The organism is Streptomyces sp. NPDC032721 (assembly GCF_055579625.1).
On sequence record NZ_JBVIMX010000003.1, the window covers coordinates 410,715 to 430,168 of the forward strand.

The following is a 19,454-nucleotide window of genomic DNA, read 5'->3' on the forward strand; positions in this document are numbered from 1 at the left end:
GCCGTCGGGCACTTCGGGGGCGTGGGGCCCCACGGGGTGCAGCAGTCTGTCCATGGCGCACGCACCCCGTGGGGCTTGCGGAGCCACCGGCTGGGCTGTCAGGCCAGGTGTGCGATGTCGCGGACGGCATCGCGGGCCGTCCGGCCGACCCCGATGAGCGCGGCGGACGCCGGTCCGGTCCAGTCGCCGTAACCGAGCAGGTGCAGGCGCGGCTCGCCGAGCGCGCGGGTGCCCTCGGTGGGGAGGTGCCCTCGCGGGCCGCGCAGGTTCAGCGGGGCGAGATGGGACAGTGCCGGGCGGAAACCGGTGCACCAGATGACCGCGTCCGTAGCGGTGTGACTGCCGTCGGCCCACTGGACGCCGTCCTTGGTGAGCCGGATGAACATCGGCGTCGCGGCAAGGAGGCCGGCGTCACGGGCGGCCCTCACCGGGGGCACTGCGACGATGTCGCCCAGCGACGCGACCCCGCCGGTGTCGGTGCGGCCTGTGTCCAGGGCGCGGCGGCGGGCGGTGGCGACGTCGAACAGGGCGCGGCCGTCGATGTCGTCGGCCAGGAACTGGGGCGGGCGCTGGGTCACCCACGTCACCTTGACGTGACCGTCGAGGGCGAGGTCGGCGGCGATCTGCGCGCCGGAGTTCCCGCCGCCGACCACCAGGACACGCTGTCCCGCGAAGTCGGCGGGCGAGCGGTAGTTCACCGTGTGCAGCTGGCGTCCGGTGAAGATGTCACGGCCGGACACGGCAGGCAGAAAGGGCCGCGACCAGCTGCCAGTCGCGCTGATGACCGCCTTCGCCAGCCAGGTGCCGTCGTCGGTCTCGACCACGAGCCGCCCGCTGTCGCGGCGTACCGCCTGCACGCGGGTGCCGTGCTGGACGGGCAGGTCGTAGCGTTTCTCGTAGTCGGCGAGGTAGTCGACCACGTGCCCGGCACCGGGGTAGATCTCGCCCGCCTGGGTCGGCATGAGGCGGCCGGGCAGCGAGGAGTGCTCGGCCGGGGAGAACAGGTGCAGCGAGTCCCACATGTGCTGCCAAGCCCCGCCCGGGGCCGCATCCGCGTCGAGGATCACGAAGTCGAGCCCTTGGCGGCGCAGGTGGTAGCCGGCGGCGAGCCCTGCCTGCCCGCCGCCGACCACCACTACCTCGGTGCGCCAGGTCACGGGGCCGTGGTTACCGCGGCGGGGGCGAACTTCCGTCGCCAGGCGAGCGCGACGTACACCAGCCCGATCAGCACCGGCACCTCGATGAGCGGGCCCACCACCCCGGACAGGGCCTGGCCGGAGGTGACGCCGAAGGTGGCGATGGCGACCGCGATCGCCAGCTCGAAGTTGTTGCCCGCAGCGGTGAACGCCAGCGTCGCGGTGCGGTTGTAGGCCATACCCAGGCCCTTGCCGAGCAGGAAGGTGCCGAAGAACATCACGGCGAAGTACACCAGCAGCGGCAGCGCGATCCGTACGACGTCCAGAGGTTGGGAGGTGATGGTCTTTCCCTGGAGGGCGAAGAGGATGACGATGGTGAACAGCAGCCCGTACAGCGCCCACGGGCCGATCTTCGGCAGGAACTTCGCCTCGTACTTCTCACGGCCCATCTTCTGTTCGCCGATGCGGCGGGTGAGGAATCCCGCCAGCAGCGGGATGCCGAGGAAGATGACCACGTTGAGGGCGATGTGCCAGACGGACACGTCCAGGCCCTGGCCGTCGCCCAGGTTGAGCCAGCGGGGCAGCAGGTCGAGGTAGAACCAGCCCAGCAGGCCGAACGCGAGGACCTGGAACACGGAGTTGAGGGCGACCAGGACGGCGGCGGCCTCGCGGTCGCCGCAGGCCAGGTCGTTCCAGATGATGACCATGGCGATGCACCGGGCGAGACCGACGATGATCAGGCCGGTGCGGTACTCGGGCAGGTCCGGCAGGAACACCCACGCGAGGGCGAACATCACGGCCGGCCCGACGATCCAGTTGATGACCAGCGAGGAGACCATCAGCTTGCGGTCGCCGGTGACGCGGTCGAGCTTGTCGTAGCGGACCTTGGCGAGGACCGGGTACATCATCACCAGCAGGCCGAGCGCGATCGGCAGGGAGATCCCGCCGATCTCGATCTTCGCGAGGACGTCGTTCATCCCCGGGACAAGGCGCCCCAGGCCGAGGCCGACGGCCATGGCGAGAAGGATCCACACGGCGAGGTAGCGGTCGAGGGTGGAGAGCTTCTTGACGACCGAGTCGTCCCCGGCCGGGGCAGTGCCCGGGGTGCGGGTGGGGGTGGGGTCGGTGGCGGCCATCAGCAGGCCCGCCTGTTCTGCGCGGCGTCGCGGGCGGCGGCGGCCAGGACCGCGAACTGCCCGGCCAGGCCCTCCAGGACCTCGGGCCGCAGCCGGTAGTAGAGGAACCGTCCGCACGGTTCGGTCTCCACCACTCCGGCCTCGCGCAGCACCTTCATGTGGTTGGAGATGTTCGTCTGCTTGGCGCCGGTCTCCTCCACCAGGTGCGTCGTGCACAGGGTTTCCCGGGCGAGCAGGGTCACGATCTGGAACCTGAGCGGGTCACCCAGCACCCGCAACAGATCAGTGTCGACTGAAGTCAGCATGCACTGATACTGTCACATCATCGCCCGCTGATACCAGCGGGAGCTGAAGTCATCGGCGGGCGGACCCCGCCCCGCGACGAAAGAGACCTCTTCTCATGGCCGACAAGCCGTCCGTCCTGTTTGTCTGCGTCCACAACGCCGGCCGGTCCCAGATGGCCGCCGCCTGGCTCACCCACCTCGCAGGCGACCGCGTCGAGGTCCGCTCCGCCGGATCCAACCCGGGAACCGCCGTGAACCCGGCAGCCGTCGCCGCGATGGCCGAGGTCGGCATCGACATCTCGCACGAGAGCCCGAAGATCCTCACTGTCGACGCCGTCCGCGAGTCGGACGTGTGCATCACCATGGGCTGCGGCGACACCTGCCCCGTCTTCCCCGGCAAGCGCTACCTCGACTGGAAACTGGAGGACCCGGCAGGCCAGGGCGTTGCGGCCGTCCGCCCCATCCGCGACGAAATCAAGACCCTGGTGGAGGGCCTGATCTCCGAGATCGCCCCGGAGAAGCCTGGGGCGAGCGCGTGAGCGAGATACGTGAGATCGTCATCATCGGCTCCGGCCCCGCCGGATACACCGCCGCCCTCTATACCGCCCGCGCCCAGCTCAAGCCCCTGCTGTTCGGCAGCTCCATCTTCGTCGGCGGCTCCCTCACCACCACCACCGAGGTCGAGAACTTCCCCGGCTTCCCCCAAGGCGTCGACGGACCGGTCCTGATGGAGAACATGCGGGCCCAGGCAGAGAAGTTCGGCGCCGAAATGATCGACGACGACATCACGGCCGTCGACCTCACCGACGACATCAAGCTCCTCACCGACTCGGCGGGCACCGTGCACCGCGCGAAGACGGTGATCATCGCGACCGGCTCCGGCTACCGCAAGCTCGGCCTCCCCAACGAGGAGGAACTGTCCGGGCGCGGGGTGTCGTGGTGCGCGACCTGCGACGGGTTCTTCTTCCGTGACCGCGACATCGTCGTGGTCGGCGGCGGCGACACCGCCATGGAAGAGGCCACCTTCCTCACCCGCTTCGCCCGCTCGGTCACCGTCGTCCACCGCCGCTCCACCCTGCGCGCCTCCAAGGTCATGCAGGAACGGGCGTTCTCCGACGACAAGATCTCCTTCGTCTTCGACAGCGAGATCGCAGAGATCAAGGAAGCGAACGGCATGCTCGGCGGCGTCGTCCTGCGCGACACCTTCACCGGCGCCACCCGTGACCTAGACGTGACGGGGCTGTTCATCGCGATCGGCCACGACCCGCGCACCGAGCTGTTCACCGGCCAGGTCGAGCTGGACAGCGAGGGCTACGTCAAGGTCGCCGCCCCGTCGACACGCACCAGCCTGCCCGGCGTGTTCGCCGCCGGCGATGTCGTCGACCACACCTATCGCCAGGCCATCACCGCCGCCGGAACCGGCTGCGCCGCAGCCCTCGACGCCGAGCGCTACCTCGCCTCCCTCACCGACCAAGGGCGCACCGCGGTACCGGAAGCCACCGCCAGCCTTGCCTGAGCCCGGGACATACACCGCGGTCCGGCACAGTGGCCCAGCGGGATGCGGAGCCCTTTGAGTGAAGGCAGCCGTGGCGGGCCGCCGAACCCCACAATGCGTTCCATACCTGCACCACTGATATTGCGTAGCCTCCAACCGGCTTCGCAGCGATGAAGAGGTGGGCCCCTGGGTGCGCACCACGCCGTAGCGCTATCCGGCGGCCAGCACGGCCTCGAACGTCGCGGCGAACTTCACCTTGTCCTCGGGACGAATCCGACCAGCCGGCCGCACATCGATCCCGAACGGACCGGAGTCGGTGAGCAACAGGTAGTCCGGCGTGTGATCCACCCGCTTGCCGCCCGCGTGGAAACGAAGCCGGAACGGCTGCGAGAGCGCCTCACGCAGCCCGGCCGCGAAGTCGACGACCAAGAGCGTGCACTCCTCCTCGAAGCTCTCAAAACCGTGATGCCTGCGCGTGGAAACCATGTACTCGAGCCCCGGCCGGTGCTGCTGGTCGGTCCGCCAAGTGAACCGACGCACCGGCACCGTGCGTGAAACTGCCACCTCATTGAGGTCGCGCACCGAGTACGTCGCGGCAGCGTCCCGCCCGAACTTCCACGTCGTCGTCCAGCGCCTGGCCCACCGTTCGTCCAGGTCCAGCTGGTGCGGGTACTCGGTGAATCCCCGATGCAGGTGTGCCAGATCCTCCAGGCGACAGGAGTCGGACCAGGTGTCCCTTTGCGGCTCTTCCGGCACCCGACGAGTGGAACTCGGCCCGCGATCCCTCATATGCACGTCGAGCGCTCCTCAGCCGATCGAACACGGCCGCCAAGACCAACCACGACGCTACGGTGAGCGGCGCTCGTCACTCGACCAGATCAGCGTCCTTCACGCGCACGAGTGATTCCACGTCGAGGGTTACAGCCTTTTGGCCACGTACGAGGTGAGGTCCAGGAGCCGGTTGCTGTAGCCCCATTCGTTGTCGTACCAGCCGAAGACTTTCACCAGGTCGCCGTGGGCCTGGGTGAGGCCGGGGTCGAAGAGGCAGGAGGCGGGGTCCTTGATGACGTCGCGGGAGACGATCGGGGCATCGGCGACCCGGAGGATTCCGTGCAGCGGGCCGTTCGCCGCTTCGGTGAACGCGGCGTTGATCTCCTCGGCGGTCGCTTCGCGGTCCAGGACAACGGTGAGGTCGGTGAGCGAGCCGTCCTCGACGGGGACGCGGACGGCCAGGCCGTCGAGGACGCCGGCGAGTTCGGGGACGACCAGGCCGACGGCGCGGGCGGCTCCGGTGCTGGTGGGGATGATGCTGAGGGCGGCCGAGCGGGCCCGGCGGAGGTCCTTGTGCGGGCCGTCGAGGAGGGCCTGGTCGTTGGTGTAACCGTGGATGGTGGTCATCAGGCCGCGGGCGATGCCGAAGCGCTCGTGCAGCACGGTGGCCATGGGGACGACGCAGTTGGTGGTGCAGGAGGCGGCCGAGACCACGTGGTGTTCCAGGGGACGGTACGTGTCGTGGTTGACGCCCATGACGACCGTCAGGTCGGTGGCCTTGCCGGGAGCCGAGAGGAGTACCTTGCGGGCACCGGACTTGAGGTGGAGCGACGCGCTCGCGCGGTCGCGGAACCGGCCCGAGGACTCGATGACGATGTCGACCCGGTGTGCGGCCCAGTCGATCGCGGCCGGGTCGCGTTGCGCGGAGACGGCGATGTGCTTGCCGTCGACGGTGAAAGAGGTCGCGTCGTGTTGTACGGGGAGGCCCAGCCGGCCGTAGGTCGAGTCGAAAAGGAGGAGGTGGGCGAGGGTGGAGGGTGCGGTGATGTCGTTGACGGCCACTACTTCCACCCCGGCGCTGTCACCGCGCTCCAGGAGGGCGCGCAGGTAGTTGCGGCCGACGCGGCCGAAGCCGTTGATACCCACTCGGACGGTCATGAGAGTGCTCCCTGTGTGGTCGTGTCGTTGTCGCTTCGTGGTTGCGTGCGGGAAGTCCGTGGCCCCCGGTCAGTCGTGGTTCGGCACGATGGCCACCGGGCAGTGCGCGTGGTGCAGCAGGGCGTGGGCGGTGGGGCCCAGTTGCAGTCCCAGCCGGTTGTGCCGTCGGTGGGCACCGAGGACCAGGAGGTCGGCGGTGGTGGAGAGGTCGCGCAGCACCTTGTGAGCCGGGCCCTCGACGGTGCTGCGGTCCACCCGGATGCCGGGGTGCTCGTCGGCCGCGCGCAGCGCGTCGTCGAGGCGGGCCGCCGCCTGCTCCTGGTAGGTGCGGGTGAACTTGGCCGCTGCCGACGGGAGGAGGTTCGGGTCCTGGGCGGGGGTGCGCCAGGCGGTCACCGCTTCGAGCGGGCAGGCGCGGGCCTTGGCCTCCTGGAGCGCGAATCGTACGGACGCGGGGTCGGTGACCTCGCGGTTGATGCCCACGAGGACCTTCCCGTAGACGCCGTCGCGGCTGGCCTTGGTGCCGCGCACCACGATGACCGGGCATTGCGCACGGGCCGCCACGGCAAGGCTCACCGAGCCCAGCAGGAGTTCGGTGAGCGTGCCGAGGCCGCGCGATCCGGTGACCAGAGCGGTGGCGTCCTGTGCTTCGCGGAGCAGGGCGCTTTCCGCGTCCTCGGGTACCACCGCGGTGGACACCTTGAGGTCCGCCTGGCGCAGTGTGGCGCGGGTGGCGGCTATCGACACGGTTCGCTCGGCGACGCCCATGCGGGTCGCGCCGGCGAAGTCGTAACTGAACGAGGCGCTCTCGTAGTGTTCCCACCGCGAGGCGTGGACGAGCCGGAGGGGCAGCTCGCTGCGTGCGGCCTCGTCCGCGGCCCAGTCGACCGCCTGGAGGCTCGACTCCGATCCGTCCACACCTACCACCAACGGCAATCGCATGCTGTCACTCGCCTTTCAATCTGCGGTCACACGGGAGTTGTCCCGGTGCCGATCAGAGTGGTGCGGAGGACGGCTCTCCGCCAGGGTCCGGGTCGGGCCTTCCCAGGGGCCGAACGGCCCTGTTTTCCCGGAGTGGGTCGCTGCCCGCCGCCTTTCGACGAAGGCAGCGGTCACGTCCCGCGCGATGCCGTCGACCCAGGAGTCGATGGCGTCCCAGTCGCGGAAGTCGCCGTAGCGGCATCCCATGAGGCGGAAGAGCAGCCTGCCCCGCAGGGGGAACTGGTCGCGGGAGACGACTCCCGACAGCAGGCGGTGACTGCGGTACGGCGGCGAGCCGGGCAGGTCCGCGAGGATCAGGGGCCCTTCCTTGGCCGCGAGTCGTTTCCAGGGGCCCCGTAGCGCTCCGGGCATGCCGACGCTGAAGAGCCAGACGGGCCGGGTCTCCAGGAGTTCGCCGTGGCGGCGCAGGAAGTCCTTGGCCGGTGCGAGCCAGGTTCGGTCGTGGACGGCGCTGCCGAGGACGAGCGCTTCGTACCTTTCCGGCTCTTCGACGCCTTCCCGGTCCAGGTCCCGTACGTGGTTGGCCAGACCCTGTTCCCGAAGGCGCACGCCGATGTGCTTCGCGATTTCCCGGGTGGAGCCGTGTGCGGACGCGTAACCCACCAGTACGACCATGTCCATACCTCCTCAGGCCCAGACCCTCAGGTCCCTGTACTGCCAGCGTCGCCGGTGGCACGTTCCCGCGGCGAGATGCCCGGAGACCCTCGTGCGGGGCCGGACGGCCCGGGTGCACCGCTGCCCCGGGGGCCGTTCTCCTGCCGGTGCGGCCCGTTCGGCCCGGAGCCCGCGACGGGTGCCGGCGGCAGTCTGGGAGCAACGGCACGACCCGGTGCCCGACAGCCCGAGGGGGCGGCAATGATTCCTCTGATCCTGCTGGGAGCCACAGTGCTCGGCGCCGGGGTGATCTTCGGCTTCAGCTCGTTCGTCGTCGGTATCGCCCTCCTGGCGGGAGGCGTCCTGGGGCTTCTGTCCTTCATCGGTGCCCAGGGACGGCAGATGCCCGGCGAGAGGGAGAAGATCGTCGACGAGCGCCACTACATCGGCGGACGCGACGAACACCGGCGCCACTACGACGGCTACGACCACCACCGCGGCTGAAACGCCGGTGAGTACCGGGCCTGCGAGCGCGGGAGCTCGCAGGCCCTTCAGCCGTCCAGCGAGCGCGCGTGATCGGGGACATGACGCTGCAGGTCGCGCGGCGGTCGCCGGTACCCCGTTCCCGGAGGTCTCGGCGGGAGCCGCAAGGGCCTACCGGGCACCGCACGGTAGGGGAGCGTGGACAGCAGGTGGGCGATCATGTTCAGGCGGGCCGCGCGCTTGTCGTCGCTCTCGACGACGTACCAGGGCGCCTCGGTGACGTCGGTGTGGACGAACATGTCGTCCTTCGCCCGTGAGTACGCCTCCCACCTGCTGATCGATTCCATGTCGATCGAGGAGAGCTTCCAGCGCCGGGTGGGGTCCTCCAGTCGGCGGCGGAAGCGTTCCTCCTGGACCGCGTCGCTCACCGAGAACCAGTACTTCCGCAGCAGGATGCCGTCCTCGACCAGCATGCGCTCGAAGGCCGGGCACTGGCGCAGGAACAGCTGGTGCTCCTGCGGAGTGCAGAAGCCCATTACGTGCTCCACACCTGCCCTGTTGTACCAACTGCGGTCGAACAGGACGATCTCTCCGGCGGCAGGCAGGTGCTGGACGTAGCGCTGGAAGTACCACTGGGTGCGCTCGCGCGCGGTGGGGGTGGGCAGGGCGACGATGCGTGCGGCACGCGGGTTGAGATGCTCGGCGACCCGCTTGATGGTGCTGCCCTTGCCCGCAGCGTCACGGCCCTCGAACACCACCACCAGCCGGGCACCTTCCTCCCGTACCCACTCCTGGAGGACCACGAGCTCCGTCTGGAGGCGGTACAGCTCGGCCTCGTACACGGCGCGGGGCACGCTCGACGTCTCCTTCGTACCGGTCCCGCGCTTGGGGCGTTTGTCGGTCGGCATCCTCCCCTCCCTTTCCCTTCGACAGCAGCCGTGCACACGCCCGCCGTGCGCCCCTGTCACGCGTGAGGGACCACGACCACCGGGCACAGCACGTGGTGGATCACCGAGTGGGCCGTGGGGCCCAGGTGGGGGCCCGCCTCGGCCGGGCGGCCGACGACCAGCAGGCTTGCGTCGGCGGAGGCTTTCAGCAAGTGATGTCCGGCCGTGCCGTGCACCTCCTCCTGCACCACCTTCGTGCCGGGGAATTTGTGCTCCCAGGACTGGAGCACCGCCGCCATCCGCACCCGCTTCACGACCCTCGGGTCCTCGGCCGCAGCGGAGGGCGCGAGCGGAACCGTCCATGCGTGCAGCACGTGTAGCGACGTGCGCCGCCCGGCCGCCGCGCCGAAGGCGTACTCGATCAGCTCCTCGCACGGCCGTTCCAGGTCCAGGCCCAGGAGGACGGGGCGGTACGGGGCGTCGTGCGCACCCCGCCGTTCGTCCTGGGGCTGTTCCCCGGCCCGTACGAGAGCGACCGGGCATGCGGCACGAGCGGCGACCGCCTGGGCGACCGAACCGACCATCAGGCCGGTGAGGGCACTGTTTCCGCGGGAGCCGAGGACCAGCAGGTCGGAGGTCTCGGCCATGGACAGCAGGGTCGGTACTGGAGCGCCGGCGACCGTCTCCTCGACGATGCCGAGGGAGGGGTGGGCGTAGGAGAGGTGCAGCGTCGCACGGTCGATGACGCTCTGTTCCCGGGCCCCGGCGTCGTCGGCGGACGGCTGCCGGGGCTGCGGCGGGGTGGGGGAGGCGTGCACCAGGTGCAGGGGCAGGCCGCGCAGTTGGGCTTCGCGGGCGCCCCAGTCCGCTGCGTTCAGGCTTTCGGGGGAGCCGTCGAGGCCGACGGTGATGGTTCGTTCGGTGAGCACGGTGCACACCTCCGTGGTGTGTGGGTCCGGGTCGTGCGGGGGGGGCAGGCGGAGTCAGCCGTTCCAGGTCCAGTCGGCGACCTCGGGGAGGTCGGTGCCGTGTGCGCGGATCCAGGCGTGGTGGCGGGTCCGGGTGTCGGCCATGGTCTGGCGGACGGTGGCGGCGCGGACCGCGAGGCCCGGGACGCGGTCGATGACGTCCATGACGAGGCGGTACCGGTCGAGGTCGTTGCGTACGACCATGTCGAAGGGCGTGGTGGTGGTGCCCGCTTCCTTGTAGCCGCGTACGTGCAGGTGCGCGTGGCCGGTGCGGCGGTAGGCGAGGCGGTGGACCAGCCACGGATAGCCGTGGTAGGCGAAGATGACCGGCCGGTCGGGGGTGAACAGGGCGTCGTATTCGGAGTCCGACATGCCGTGCGGGTGTTCCTTGCGGGGCAGCAGCCGCGTCATGTCGACGACGTTGACGACCCGGACGGAGAGGTCGGGAAGGTGGTGGTGGAGCAACTGGGCGGCGGCCAGCACCTCTTGGGTGGGTACGTCGCCCGCGCAGGCCAGCACCACGTCGGGGGTCCTCGCCGGGTCCTCCGTGCCGGCCCACTCCCAGATGCCCGCGCCGCGTGCGCAGTGGCTGCGAGCCTCGTCCAGGGAGAGCCAGTCGAAGCTCGGCTGCTTGCCCGCGACGACGACGTTGACGTAGTCGCGGCTGCGCAGGACGTGGTCGGCCACCGACAGCAGGGTGTTGGCGTCCGGCGGGAAGTAGACGCGGACGACCTCGGGGCTCTTGTTGAGGACGTGGTCGACGAAGCCGGGGTCCTGGTGCGAGAACCCGTTGTGGTCCTGCCGCCAGACATGCGACGTGAGCAGGTAGTTGAGGGACGGGACGGGGGCGCGCCACGGCAGGCCGCGCGCGGTCTTCAGCCACTTGATGTGCTGGTTGACCATAGAGTCGACGATGTGCACGAAGGCCTCGTAGCAGGAGAAGAGGCCGTGCCTGCCGGTGAGGTTGTAGCCCTCCAGCCAGCCCTGGCAGGTGTGTTCGGAGAGGATCTCCAGCACCCGGCCGTCGGTGGCGAGGTGTTCATCTGTGGGCAGGGTCTCCGCCTGCCAGGCCTTGCCGGTGACCTCGAAGAGCGCGCCGAGCCGGTTGGACTCCGTCTCGTCCGGGCCCACGACGCGGAAGTCCCGCCGGGCGGCCGTGTCCCGCATGATCCGGGCGAGCAGACCGCCCAGGATGCGGGTCGGCTCATGGAGGGAGGCGCCGGGCTTGTCGACGGGCACGGCGAACTGCTCCAGCGGCGGCACCGGAAGGTCGCGGGTGAGCAGGCCGCCGTTGGCGTGCGGGCTCGCGCCCAGCCGGCGGTTGCCCTCCGGAACGCAGGCCAGTACCTGCGCGGTCGGCCGTCCGTCCGTGTCGAACAGCTCCTCGGGCCGGTAGGACCGCAGCCAGCCCTCCAACTGCCGCAAGTGGTCGGGGTTTTCGCGTACGGCGGCGAGCGGGACCTGATGTGCCCGCCAGGTGCCCTCGACCGGCTTGTCGTCCACGGTTGCGGGGCCCGTCCAGCCCTTGGGGGTACGGAGCACGATCATCGGCCAGCGGGCCCGGCCGTGCGCACCTGTGGTGCGGGCCGTGTGCTGGATGGCCGCGATGCGTTCCATGGCCTGGTCCATGGCGGTGACCATCGCGGCATGGACGGCGCGCGGATCGTCTCCGGTGACGTGAATGGGCCCGTACCCGTATCCCCGCATCAGTGCGTCGAGTTCCCCCTCAGGGACGCGGGAGAGGACGGTGGGGTTGGCGATCTTGTAGCCGTTGAGGTGAAGGATCGGCAGAACCGCGCCGTCGTGGACCGGGTCGAGGAACTTGCTGGAGTGCCAGGACGCGGCGAGCGGACCGGTCTCCGCCTCGCCGTCACCGATCACGCAGGCGACCAGCAGGTCGGGGTTGTCGAAGGCGGCGCCGTAGGCGTGCGCGAGGGAGTAGCCGAGTTCGCCGCCCTCGTGGATCGAGCCGGGGGTCTCCGGGGCGACGTGGCTGGGCACCCCGCCGGGGAAGGAGAACTGCCGGAACAGCTTCGTCATGCCCTCCGCGTCCCGGCCGATGCTCGGGTACGTCTCGCTGTACGAGCCTTCCAGCCAGGAGTTGGCGAGCACGGCAGGCCCGCCGTGACCGGGGCCCCAGACGCAGATCGCCTCCTGGCCGCGCTCCTTGATGATGCGGTTGAGGTGGGTGTGCACCAGGTTGAGGCCGGGGGAGGTACCCCAGTGGCCGAGGAGGCGGGGCTTGATGTGTTCGGGGCGCAGGGGTTCGGTCAGGAGAGGGTTGTCCATCAGGTAGATCTGGCCGACGGCCAGGTAGTTCGCTGCACGCCAGTGGGCGTCCAGTTCGGTGAGTCGGTCGGGTGCCACGGTGCCTCCTGCTTCGGGTGGTTCCTGGATCGGGTCGGGCAGGCGTACGCATGCGTGCGGCGGGGCTTGCATGCGTACGGGCCCGGGGTGGTCTCAGTCGTGCGGTACGACGGCGACCGGGCAGTGCGCGTGGTGCAGCACCGCGTGGTTGACCGGGCCGAGCTGCATGCCGACGCGCCCCTTGCGGCGGCGTGCACCGACCACCAGCAGGCCGGCGGTGAGCGAGGTGTCCAGGAGGGCGGCCCGCGCGGTCCCCTCACGGATCTCGCGGCGGACCGCGATGCCGGGACGGGCGGAGGCGGCGTCCCGGAGTGCCTCGGTCACCTCGTCCTCCGCGCGCCGCAGGTGGTCGTCGGGCGTCGCCCTCGGGAAGTCGGGCACCTCGTGCGCCGGGCAGCGCCACGCGTGCACGGCGGTCACTGACGCGCCGTGCAACTCGGCCTCCCGAAAGGCGAATTCGATCGCGGGCGCAGACTCGGTGGACTCGTCGATGCCGACGGCGACGCTGCGCATGGGGCGGACCTCGTACGGCTTCCCCGGGCCACGCACGACGATCACGGGTGATGCGGAGCGTGCGGCGACCGCCAGGCTCACCGAGCCGAGCAGCAGTTCCACGAGCTCGCCGTGCCCCCGGCTGCCGACCACGACCGCGCTCGCCTCTTCCGCCAGGCGGATCAGCGCGAGTGCCGGGTCCTCGGGCAGCACCGTGCTCGTCACCTTCACCTCGGCCGAACGGCGTGCCGCACGCTCGACCGCCGAAGTCACGAGGTGGTCGGCGATGATCTGAACGGACGGCCGGACGGGGCTGAACGACGGTTCCGGCGTTGCGTACTCGTCCCACCGGGAGCCGTGGACGACGTGCAGCGGCACCTTGCGCGCCACCGCCTCGTCCACGGCCCAGTCCAGCGCCGCCAGGCTCGGGTCCGAGCCGTCCACTCCGACGATCAGCGGCTTTTCCACCGTCACACCACCCTCCGGGCACACCCCTGGCTGGGGCTCTGCTCCGGACGGTTGCACGCCGCGGCTCCGTCGGGGAGGGGATAACCGGCCCCCGCAAGGGTCGTTCGGCCCCTGCCAGGAACGCGCCGGCGTCGGCACAGTTGGCGGCACGACCGGCGGAAGGGACGTGATGACCACTCGGCCAGGTATCGCTGTGATCGGTGTCGGCAACGAATTCCGCCGCGACGACGGGGCGGGTCCCGCGGTGATTGTTCGCCTCCGCGACCGGGCCACCGCCCGGGCCCTGCTCACGGGCCCGTTCCCCGCGGTGGACCTCGCGGAGTGTGACGGCGACCCCGTGCGGCTCATCGAGCACTGGGAGGGAGCAGACCTCGCGGTGGTGGTGGACGCAGCCCACGCACACCCCGCTCGCCCCGGCCGGGTGCACCGGCTGGAACTCGACTCCGCCTCCCCGGACCGCCCCACCGGCACCAGCTCGCACGGACTGGGGCTCGGCGAGGCCGTCGAACTCGCCCGCGCACTGGACCGGTTGCCACGCCGACTGGTGGTCTACGCGGTGGAGGGCGCCGACACCGAACTCGGCGTGGGCCTGTCTCCCGCCGTCGCGGCTGCCGTGGCCGAGATCGCGGACAGCGTCGAGGCCGAGGTCGTACGGCACCTGGAAGCCGAGTCCGCACGGCGCACCGTGGCCGGGACCGCAGGACACCCGGACGTTTCGCCCCCGTGCGCGTCGGCAGCGGACTGAGGAGGTGCGGTCGCCCCATGGGAAAGACACCCGGCCCGGACTTTGGCACGAAGCCCGGGACCCCTCACCGTACGACGGTCCGCTTCGAAGTTTTCGGCACGGTGCAGGGCGTGGGCTACCGGCCCTTCGTCTACCGCCTCGCCACCGGCCTCGGTCTCGACGGCTGGGTGGCCAACACCGCCGGCCACGTCGAGGGGGTGGCGGTCGGTCAAGGCTCCGCCGTGCGGGAGTTCACGAGCTCGCTGCGTACCGGAGCACCCGTCCTGTCCCGCGTCTTGCGAGTCCGGGTGTCCGAGGCCGAAGGCCAACTCGGCGCAAAGGGCTCGGGGTTCGTCGTGCGTCACAGCAGTACCACCCCCGAGCGCGTGGCCGCATCGCGCGAGATCCCGCCCGACGCCGCACTCTGCGATGCCTGTCTGCGCGAACTCTTCGACCCCGAGGACCGCCGCTACCGCTACCCCTTCCTCGCCTGCACCGACTGTGGCCCGCGCGCCACCGTCGTGGAAGACCTCCCCTACGACCGCGTCCGCACCACGATGCGCCGCTTCCCGCTGTGCGCCGCGTGCGCCGCCGAGTACGCGAACCCGTGCGACCGGCGCTTCCACGCGGAGTCGCTCGCCTGTCCGGACTGCGGGCCCCGGCTGTCCTGGGACTCCCTGCGCGGCGAGGAGGCGCTGCGGGCGGCGGTCAAGGCCGTCGAGAGCGGCAAGATCGTCGCGCTGAAGGGGCTCGGCGGTTACCAGCTGGTCTGCGACGCCACCGACGAGGCAGCCGTCGCGGAACTCCGTCGCAGCAAGCGCCGCCCCACGAAGCCCTTGGCCGTCATGGTCCAAGACCTCGATGCGGCAAGGGAGTTGGCGCTGGTCTCGCGCACCGAGCGGGCCGCCCTGGTGTCACCCGTGCGCCCCGTGGTCCTGCTGAACGCCCGCAACGGGACGACGGCACCCGCCGTCCACCCCGGCACCCGGCGGATCGGGCTCTTCCTGCCGACCACAGGGCTGCACCACCTGCTGCTCCGCGAGCTGGCCAGGCCGCTCGTCGTCACCAGCGGCAACCTGTCGGGCGAACCGATCGCCGTCGAGGACCAGGAGGCCCTGGCATCGCTCGGCTCCGTCGCCGACGGATTCCTCGTTCACGACCGGCCCATCGGCTCCCGCTACGACGACTCCGTCGTCCAGGTCACCGGCCGCACCCCGCGCGCCGTACGACGGGCGCGCGGACTCGCTCCGGCCTCCCTCCCGCTGCCGGTGCCCGCCCCTGCGCCCGTGGCGGCCGTCGGCGCCCAGCTCAAGCACACCTTCGCCCTCGCGCACGGCGACTCCTGCCAACTGTCGCCCCAGGGCGGCGACTTGAGCAGCGCAGCGACCCTGGACGCCTTCTTGCGTGCCTACGACGATCTCGTACGGCTCGCCGGCCCGGTTCCCGCAGCGATCGCTCACGACCTGCACCCCGGCTACCTCTCCACCCAGTGGGCCCGTACCCAGCCTCAGCCCCGCATTCCCGTCCAGCACCACCACGCGCACCTGGCCGCCTGTGCCGCCGAGCACGGCCTGCGCGGCCCCTTCACGGGCGTCGCCTACGACGGCCTCGGCCTTGGCGACGACGGCACCCTGTGGGGCGGTGAGATCCTCGTCGGCGACCTGACCGGATACCGGCGCGTCGGCCGCTTCGCGACCGCGCCGCTGCCCGGGGGTGAGGCCGCAGTCCACCATCCGGGCCGCATGGCTCTCGGCTACCTCTGGGCACTCGAACCTCTGGGTTCCCCGCTCCCGCACTCCTGGCTGATCCGCCCCTTCACCGACCGCTTCGATCCCACTGAGGCCGCCGTCCTGCGCTCCATGGTGCTCAAGGGCCTCAACTCCCCGCGCGCCTCCAGCGCCGGACGGCTCTTCGACGCGGTGGCGGCTCTGCTCGGACTCGCCGACACCGTCAGCTACGAGGGGGAAGCCGCCGTAGCCCTGGAGAACGCGGCCGGAAACCTGCGTCCGACGCCGCTGGCCCACCGCCTCGTACGGACCGACGGAATGTGGGTGTACGACCCCGCCCCGACCCTCACCGACCTGCTGGAACGGCAGCACGCGGGGGAGGACGTCCCCGCCCTGGCCGCCGCCTTCCACCTCGCCGTTGCCCAAGCCACCTCCGCCCTGGTCGCCCGTGCTGTCGCCGACGGAGCGCCGCGCACCGTGTGCCTGGCAGGCGGCTGCTTCGTCAACCGCCGCCTGCTCGCCGACGTCGGGCGCCTACTGCGCGCCCAGGGTCTGCGGGTGCTGGTCGCGAGCGCGGTGCCGGTCGGCGACGGAGGCATCAGCTACGGGCAGGCCGCAGTGGCCGCAGCCCGTCTCACCCGCACAGCCCGCCTCGCGAAGGAGTGAGCAGCCATGTGCCTGGGCATCCCCGGCCGCGTACTGGACACGTACGACAGCGACGGACTGCGCATGGCAGAAGTCGACTTCGGCGGAGTACGCAGGCCGGTGTGCCTGGTGTACACACCGGGCGCGGATGTCGGCACGTACGTGATCGTGCACGTCGGGTTCGCCATCACCGAGGTGGACGAGGAGGAGGCCCGGCGGACCCTGGACGTCCTGCGCGCGATGGCCGGGGCGGTCGAGACCGAGCTCGGCGTACGGCTGCCCGGCCCGGAGAAAGAGGGCCGTTCGGCCCCCCGGGAGGCCCCCGGACAGCCCCTGGGGGAGGCGCGGTCGGCGGCGGATGCTCCAAGGGTCAACCTGCCTACAGGAGGCCCTCGATGACAGACCGCGAGCACCCCGCCGCCCCGGTCCACGCGCTCCTCGCGGACGGCATGACCGCGCTCATCCGCCCCGCCGTTCCCGAGGACCACGCCCCACTGCGCGCACTGTACGAGCAGATGTCCCCGGAGAACCTCCGGCTCCGGTTCTTCGCCGCGAGCAGCCGCAGCGCCGAGCAGGCCGCGGACCGGGCGAGCGCCCCGCCCCGGCCCGGCTACCGGGCGCTGCTCGCCGAGGTCGGCGGCCGGGTCGTCGGTCTGGCCGAGTACGAGGAGGACGACAACGGGCACGGCGCGGCGGAGATCTCCCTCGCGGTGGCCGACGGCCAGCACCACCGGGGTATTGGGACCCTCCTGCTGGAACACCTCGTCTCGGCCGCCCGCGTGGACGGGATCAAGGCATTCACTGCCGACGCGCTCGTGGAGAACAGGGCGATCCTCGAAGTCTTCGCCGACCTCGGGCTGTCCGTCGCCCGCTGCCACGACGGCCCCGAACTGCACTGCATCATCCGCCTGGACGAGGACGAGAGCTACCTCTCCGCCGTCGAGGCGCGCGGACGCACCGCTGACGTCGCCAGCCTGGAGCCGCTGCTGCGGCCGGACACCGTCGCCGTGATCGGCGCGGGTCGCAAGCCCGGGTCGGTGGGCCGGGCGATCCTGCACAACCTGCGCACCGGCGGCTTCCCCCGCTGGCTCTTCGCGGTCAACCCGCACGCCGGCTCGCTGCTGGGAGTGTCCTGCTTCCCCTCGGTCACCGTGCTGCCCAGGGTCCCCGACCTGGCGGTCGTCGCCGTGCCCGCGGCTGCCGTGCCCGGAGTCGCCGAGGAGTGCGGCAAGACTGGGGTACGTGCCCTGCTCGTCGTGTCCTCCGGACTGGACGCGGCCCAGGCGGAGTCCCTGCGCACCACGTGCCGTACGTACGGAATGCGGCTGGTCGGCCCGAACTGCCTGGGCCTGGCCAACACCGAACGCGGCCTGTCCCTCGACGCCACGTTCGCCGCCCACCACCCCGACCCCGGCAGTGTGGGCGTCGCCGCCCAGTCCGGCGGGGTCGGCATCGCCCTGCTCGGCGGGTTGGCCCGGCTCGGCCTGGGCGTCTCCAGCTTCGTCTCGCTGGGCGACAAGTACGACGTCAGCGGCAACGACATGCTCCAGTGGTGGGAGTCCGACGGCCGCACCGATTTGGCGCTGCTGCACCTGGAGTCCTTCGGGAACCCGCGCGCCTTCTCCCGCACCGCGCGCCGCGTGACCCGTCGCATCCCGGTCCTCACCGTGGACGCGGGCCGCACCGACTCCGGCCGTCGCGCCGCCGCCTCGCACACCGCAGCCGCCGCGACCGCCACCATGACCCGCCGGGCCCTGTTCACCCAGGCCGGCATCACCGCCACCCGCACCGTGGGCGAACTCCTTGACGCGGCAGCCCTGTTCCACGCCCAGCCGCTGCCCACCGGCAACCGGGTCGCGATCGTCACCAACGCGGGCGGCGCGGGCGTCCTGGCCGCCGACGCGTGCGCCGAGGCCGGACTGGGCGTGCCACAGCTCGCCGTCGACACCGCCGCCGCCCTGCTCGACGTACTGCCCGAAGGCGCCTCGGCCACCAACCCCGTGGACACCACGGCGGCCGTCACCGAGGAACAGCTCGGCAGCTGCGTGCAGCGGCTCACGGACAGCCCCGGCGTCGACGCCGTCCTCGCCGTACTGGTGCCCACCGCGGTCGCGTCGGCGACCGGCGACGACCTCGCGAGGGCCCTGACCCGCGCGCCCTCCCGCCGAGCCCGGCCCCTCGCGGTGGTCCGTCTCGACCAGGACCTGCCCGTCACCCTGCTGCCCGCGACGGACGGCGGCGCGCTGCCCTCCTACGCCGACCCGCAGTCGGCCGCCCGCGCACTGGCGCACGCCGCCGAACGCGCCCGGTGGCTGGACCGGCCGCCCGCTGCCGTCGCCGAACCCACCGGCGTGGACACGGCCCGCGCCCACGCCGTTGCCGAGGCCTGGCTGACCGCGCACCCCGAAGGCAGCTGGCTGGAACCACAGGCCACCACCGCGCTCCTCGACTGCTACGGCATCCCCCAACTCCCCTGGGCCTGGGCCGAGACCGAGGATGAAGCCGTCCTCGCCGCCGAACGCCTGAGCGGCACCGACGGCAGGGTCGTCCTCAAGGCCCACTGGCCGGGCCTGCTGCACAAGAGCGTCCAGCACGCCGTCCAGCTCGATCTGCGCGGCGACGGCCAAGTGCGTTCCGCCTACCGGGACTTCGAAACCCGCTTCGAAGGGCTGCTGGACGGTGTGGTGGTCCAGCCGCTCGCCCCGCGCGGCATCGAACTGATCGCCGGAGTCGTCCAGGACGAGGTGTTCGGGCCCCTGGTGCTCTTCGGGCACGGCGGCACCGCAACCGACCTGCTGGCCGACCGTGCGGCCCGGCTGGCCCCGCTCACCGCCGCCGACGTCCACGACCTGATCACTGCACCCCGTTGCGCCCCCCTGCTCTTCGGGCACGGCGGAGAGGGGCCCGTCGACCTCGACGGTCTCGAACAGGTACTGGTGCGGCTGTCCCGGATGGCCTGCGACCTGCCGCAACTCGCGGAGGCCGACCTTAACCCCGTACTGGCCCGCCCCGACGGCGTCGCCTCGCTCGACGCGCGCATCCGGCTGCTGCCCCGCACCGCCCACGACCCCTACCTGCGCCGACTCCGCTGAGCCGCGCCCGTCATCCCCTCGGAAT

Annotated in this window: 18 protein-coding genes; 7 read left to right on the forward strand and 11 right to left on the reverse strand. The window is 71.3% G+C overall.

The window, feature by feature from the left end:
• Positions 1–98: 98 nt before the first annotated feature.
• The 3 genes from ACZ5PB_RS10035 to ACZ5PB_RS10045 are packed head-to-tail and all read right to left on the reverse strand — an operon-like array spanning position 99 to position 2,577.
• Positions 99–1,157 carry an ArsO family NAD(P)H-dependent flavin-containing monooxygenase gene (locus tag ACZ5PB_RS10035; protein ID WP_468689486.1) on the reverse strand — a complete coding sequence of 353 codons (1,059 nt, stop codon included), beginning with the start codon at positions 1,155–1,157 and terminating at the stop codon, positions 99–101.
• Entirely contained in the window at positions 1,154–2,272 is a 1,119-nt protein-coding gene (gene arsB / locus ACZ5PB_RS10040; protein WP_468689488.1) for an ACR3 family arsenite efflux transporter, read from the reverse strand. The genes ACZ5PB_RS10035 and arsB overlap by 4 nt, the downstream gene beginning before the upstream one ends.
• The gene (locus ACZ5PB_RS10045) at positions 2,272–2,577 is read right to left on the reverse strand and encodes an ArsR/SmtB family transcription factor (protein ID WP_468689490.1); all 306 of its coding nucleotides are present in this window, start codon (positions 2,575–2,577) and stop codon (positions 2,272–2,274) included. Before ACZ5PB_RS10045 ends, arsB begins: the two co-directional genes overlap by 1 nt.
• Before the next feature lie 95 nt (positions 2,578–2,672).
• Here ACZ5PB_RS10045 and ACZ5PB_RS10050 point away from each other — a divergent pair, with 95 nt between their 5' ends.
• Together ACZ5PB_RS10050 and trxB are read left to right on the forward strand one after the other, a co-directional pair.
• Complete coding sequence (locus ACZ5PB_RS10050) at positions 2,673–3,095, forward strand: arsenate reductase ArsC (RefSeq protein ID WP_468689492.1); 423 nt, start codon at positions 2,673–2,675, stop codon at positions 3,093–3,095.
• A complete protein-coding gene (gene trxB / locus ACZ5PB_RS10055; protein ID WP_468689493.1) occupies positions 3,092–4,072 on the forward strand; it encodes a thioredoxin-disulfide reductase in 981 nt (326 codons plus the stop codon). Before ACZ5PB_RS10050 ends, trxB begins: the two co-directional genes overlap by 4 nt.
• A 189-nt stretch (positions 4,073–4,261) precedes the next feature.
• On the opposite strand, the gene ACZ5PB_RS10060 is transcribed toward trxB, so the two are convergent.
• The 4 genes from ACZ5PB_RS10060 to ACZ5PB_RS10075 form a co-directional block, all read right to left on the reverse strand.
• Positions 4,262–4,807, reverse strand: coding sequence for a hypothetical protein (locus ACZ5PB_RS10060; RefSeq protein WP_468689495.1), 546 nt, complete (start codon positions 4,805–4,807; stop codon positions 4,262–4,264).
• Between the two features lie 162 nt (positions 4,808–4,969).
• Positions 4,970–5,980 (reverse strand): type I glyceraldehyde-3-phosphate dehydrogenase, encoded by a 1,011-nt coding sequence (gap, locus tag ACZ5PB_RS10065; RefSeq protein WP_468689497.1) that lies wholly within the window; start codon positions 5,978–5,980, stop codon positions 4,970–4,972.
• A gap of 69 nt (positions 5,981–6,049) precedes the next feature.
• Positions 6,050–6,922: a universal stress protein gene (locus ACZ5PB_RS10070; protein ID WP_468689498.1), complete on the reverse strand. Its 873-nt coding sequence runs from the start codon at positions 6,920–6,922 to the stop codon at positions 6,050–6,052.
• 15 nt (positions 6,923–6,937) lie between these two features.
• Entirely contained in the window at positions 6,938–7,597 is a 660-nt protein-coding gene (locus tag ACZ5PB_RS10075) for a flavodoxin domain-containing protein (RefSeq protein WP_468689499.1), read from the reverse strand.
• A gap of 240 nt (positions 7,598–7,837) precedes the next feature.
• On the opposite strand from ACZ5PB_RS10075, the gene ACZ5PB_RS10080 reads away from it, so the two are divergent.
• Positions 7,838–8,080, forward strand: coding sequence for a hypothetical protein (locus tag ACZ5PB_RS10080; RefSeq protein WP_468689500.1), 243 nt, complete (start codon positions 7,838–7,840; stop codon positions 8,078–8,080).
• Between the two features lie 47 nt (positions 8,081–8,127).
• Here the strand turns inward: ACZ5PB_RS10080 and ppk2 are convergent, their stop codons facing one another.
• From ppk2 to ACZ5PB_RS10100, 4 genes are all read right to left on the reverse strand, one after another.
• Entirely contained in the window at positions 8,128–8,967 is an 840-nt protein-coding gene (ppk2, locus tag ACZ5PB_RS10085) for a polyphosphate kinase 2 (protein WP_468689501.1), read from the reverse strand.
• Between the two features lie 56 nt (positions 8,968–9,023).
• Positions 9,024–9,875: a universal stress protein gene (locus ACZ5PB_RS10090; protein ID WP_468689502.1), complete on the reverse strand. Its 852-nt coding sequence runs from the start codon at positions 9,873–9,875 to the stop codon at positions 9,024–9,026.
• Between the two features lie 54 nt (positions 9,876–9,929).
• A complete protein-coding gene (locus ACZ5PB_RS10095) occupies positions 9,930–12,281 on the reverse strand; it encodes a phosphoketolase family protein (protein ID WP_468689503.1) in 2,352 nt (783 codons plus the stop codon).
• Positions 12,282–12,374: 93 nt separating this feature from the next.
• Complete coding sequence (locus tag ACZ5PB_RS10100) at positions 12,375–13,247, reverse strand: universal stress protein (protein WP_468689505.1); 873 nt, start codon at positions 13,245–13,247, stop codon at positions 12,375–12,377.
• Between the two features lie 163 nt (positions 13,248–13,410).
• Here ACZ5PB_RS10100 and ACZ5PB_RS10105 point away from each other — a divergent pair, with 163 nt between their 5' ends.
• Genes ACZ5PB_RS10105 through ACZ5PB_RS10120 form a run of 4 tightly spaced genes read left to right on the forward strand, consistent with a single transcriptional unit; the run spans position 13,411 to position 19,429 of the window.
• The gene (locus ACZ5PB_RS10105; RefSeq protein WP_468689507.1) at positions 13,411–13,986 is read left to right on the forward strand and encodes a hydrogenase maturation protease; all 576 of its coding nucleotides are present in this window, start codon (positions 13,411–13,413) and stop codon (positions 13,984–13,986) included.
• Positions 13,987–14,003: 17 nt separating this feature from the next.
• A complete protein-coding gene (gene hypF / locus ACZ5PB_RS10110; protein ID WP_468689509.1) occupies positions 14,004–16,358 on the forward strand; it encodes a carbamoyltransferase HypF in 2,355 nt (784 codons plus the stop codon).
• Positions 16,359–16,364: 6 nt separating this feature from the next.
• Complete coding sequence (locus tag ACZ5PB_RS10115; RefSeq protein WP_468689511.1) at positions 16,365–16,736, forward strand: HypC/HybG/HupF family hydrogenase formation chaperone; 372 nt, start codon at positions 16,365–16,367, stop codon at positions 16,734–16,736.
• Positions 16,733–19,429, forward strand: a complete 2,697-nt coding sequence (locus ACZ5PB_RS10120; protein ID WP_468689513.1) for a bifunctional acetate--CoA ligase family protein/GNAT family N-acetyltransferase — start codon at positions 16,733–16,735, stop codon at positions 19,427–19,429. The genes ACZ5PB_RS10115 and ACZ5PB_RS10120 overlap by 4 nt, the downstream gene beginning before the upstream one ends.
• Positions 19,430–19,454 lie beyond the last annotated feature (25 nt).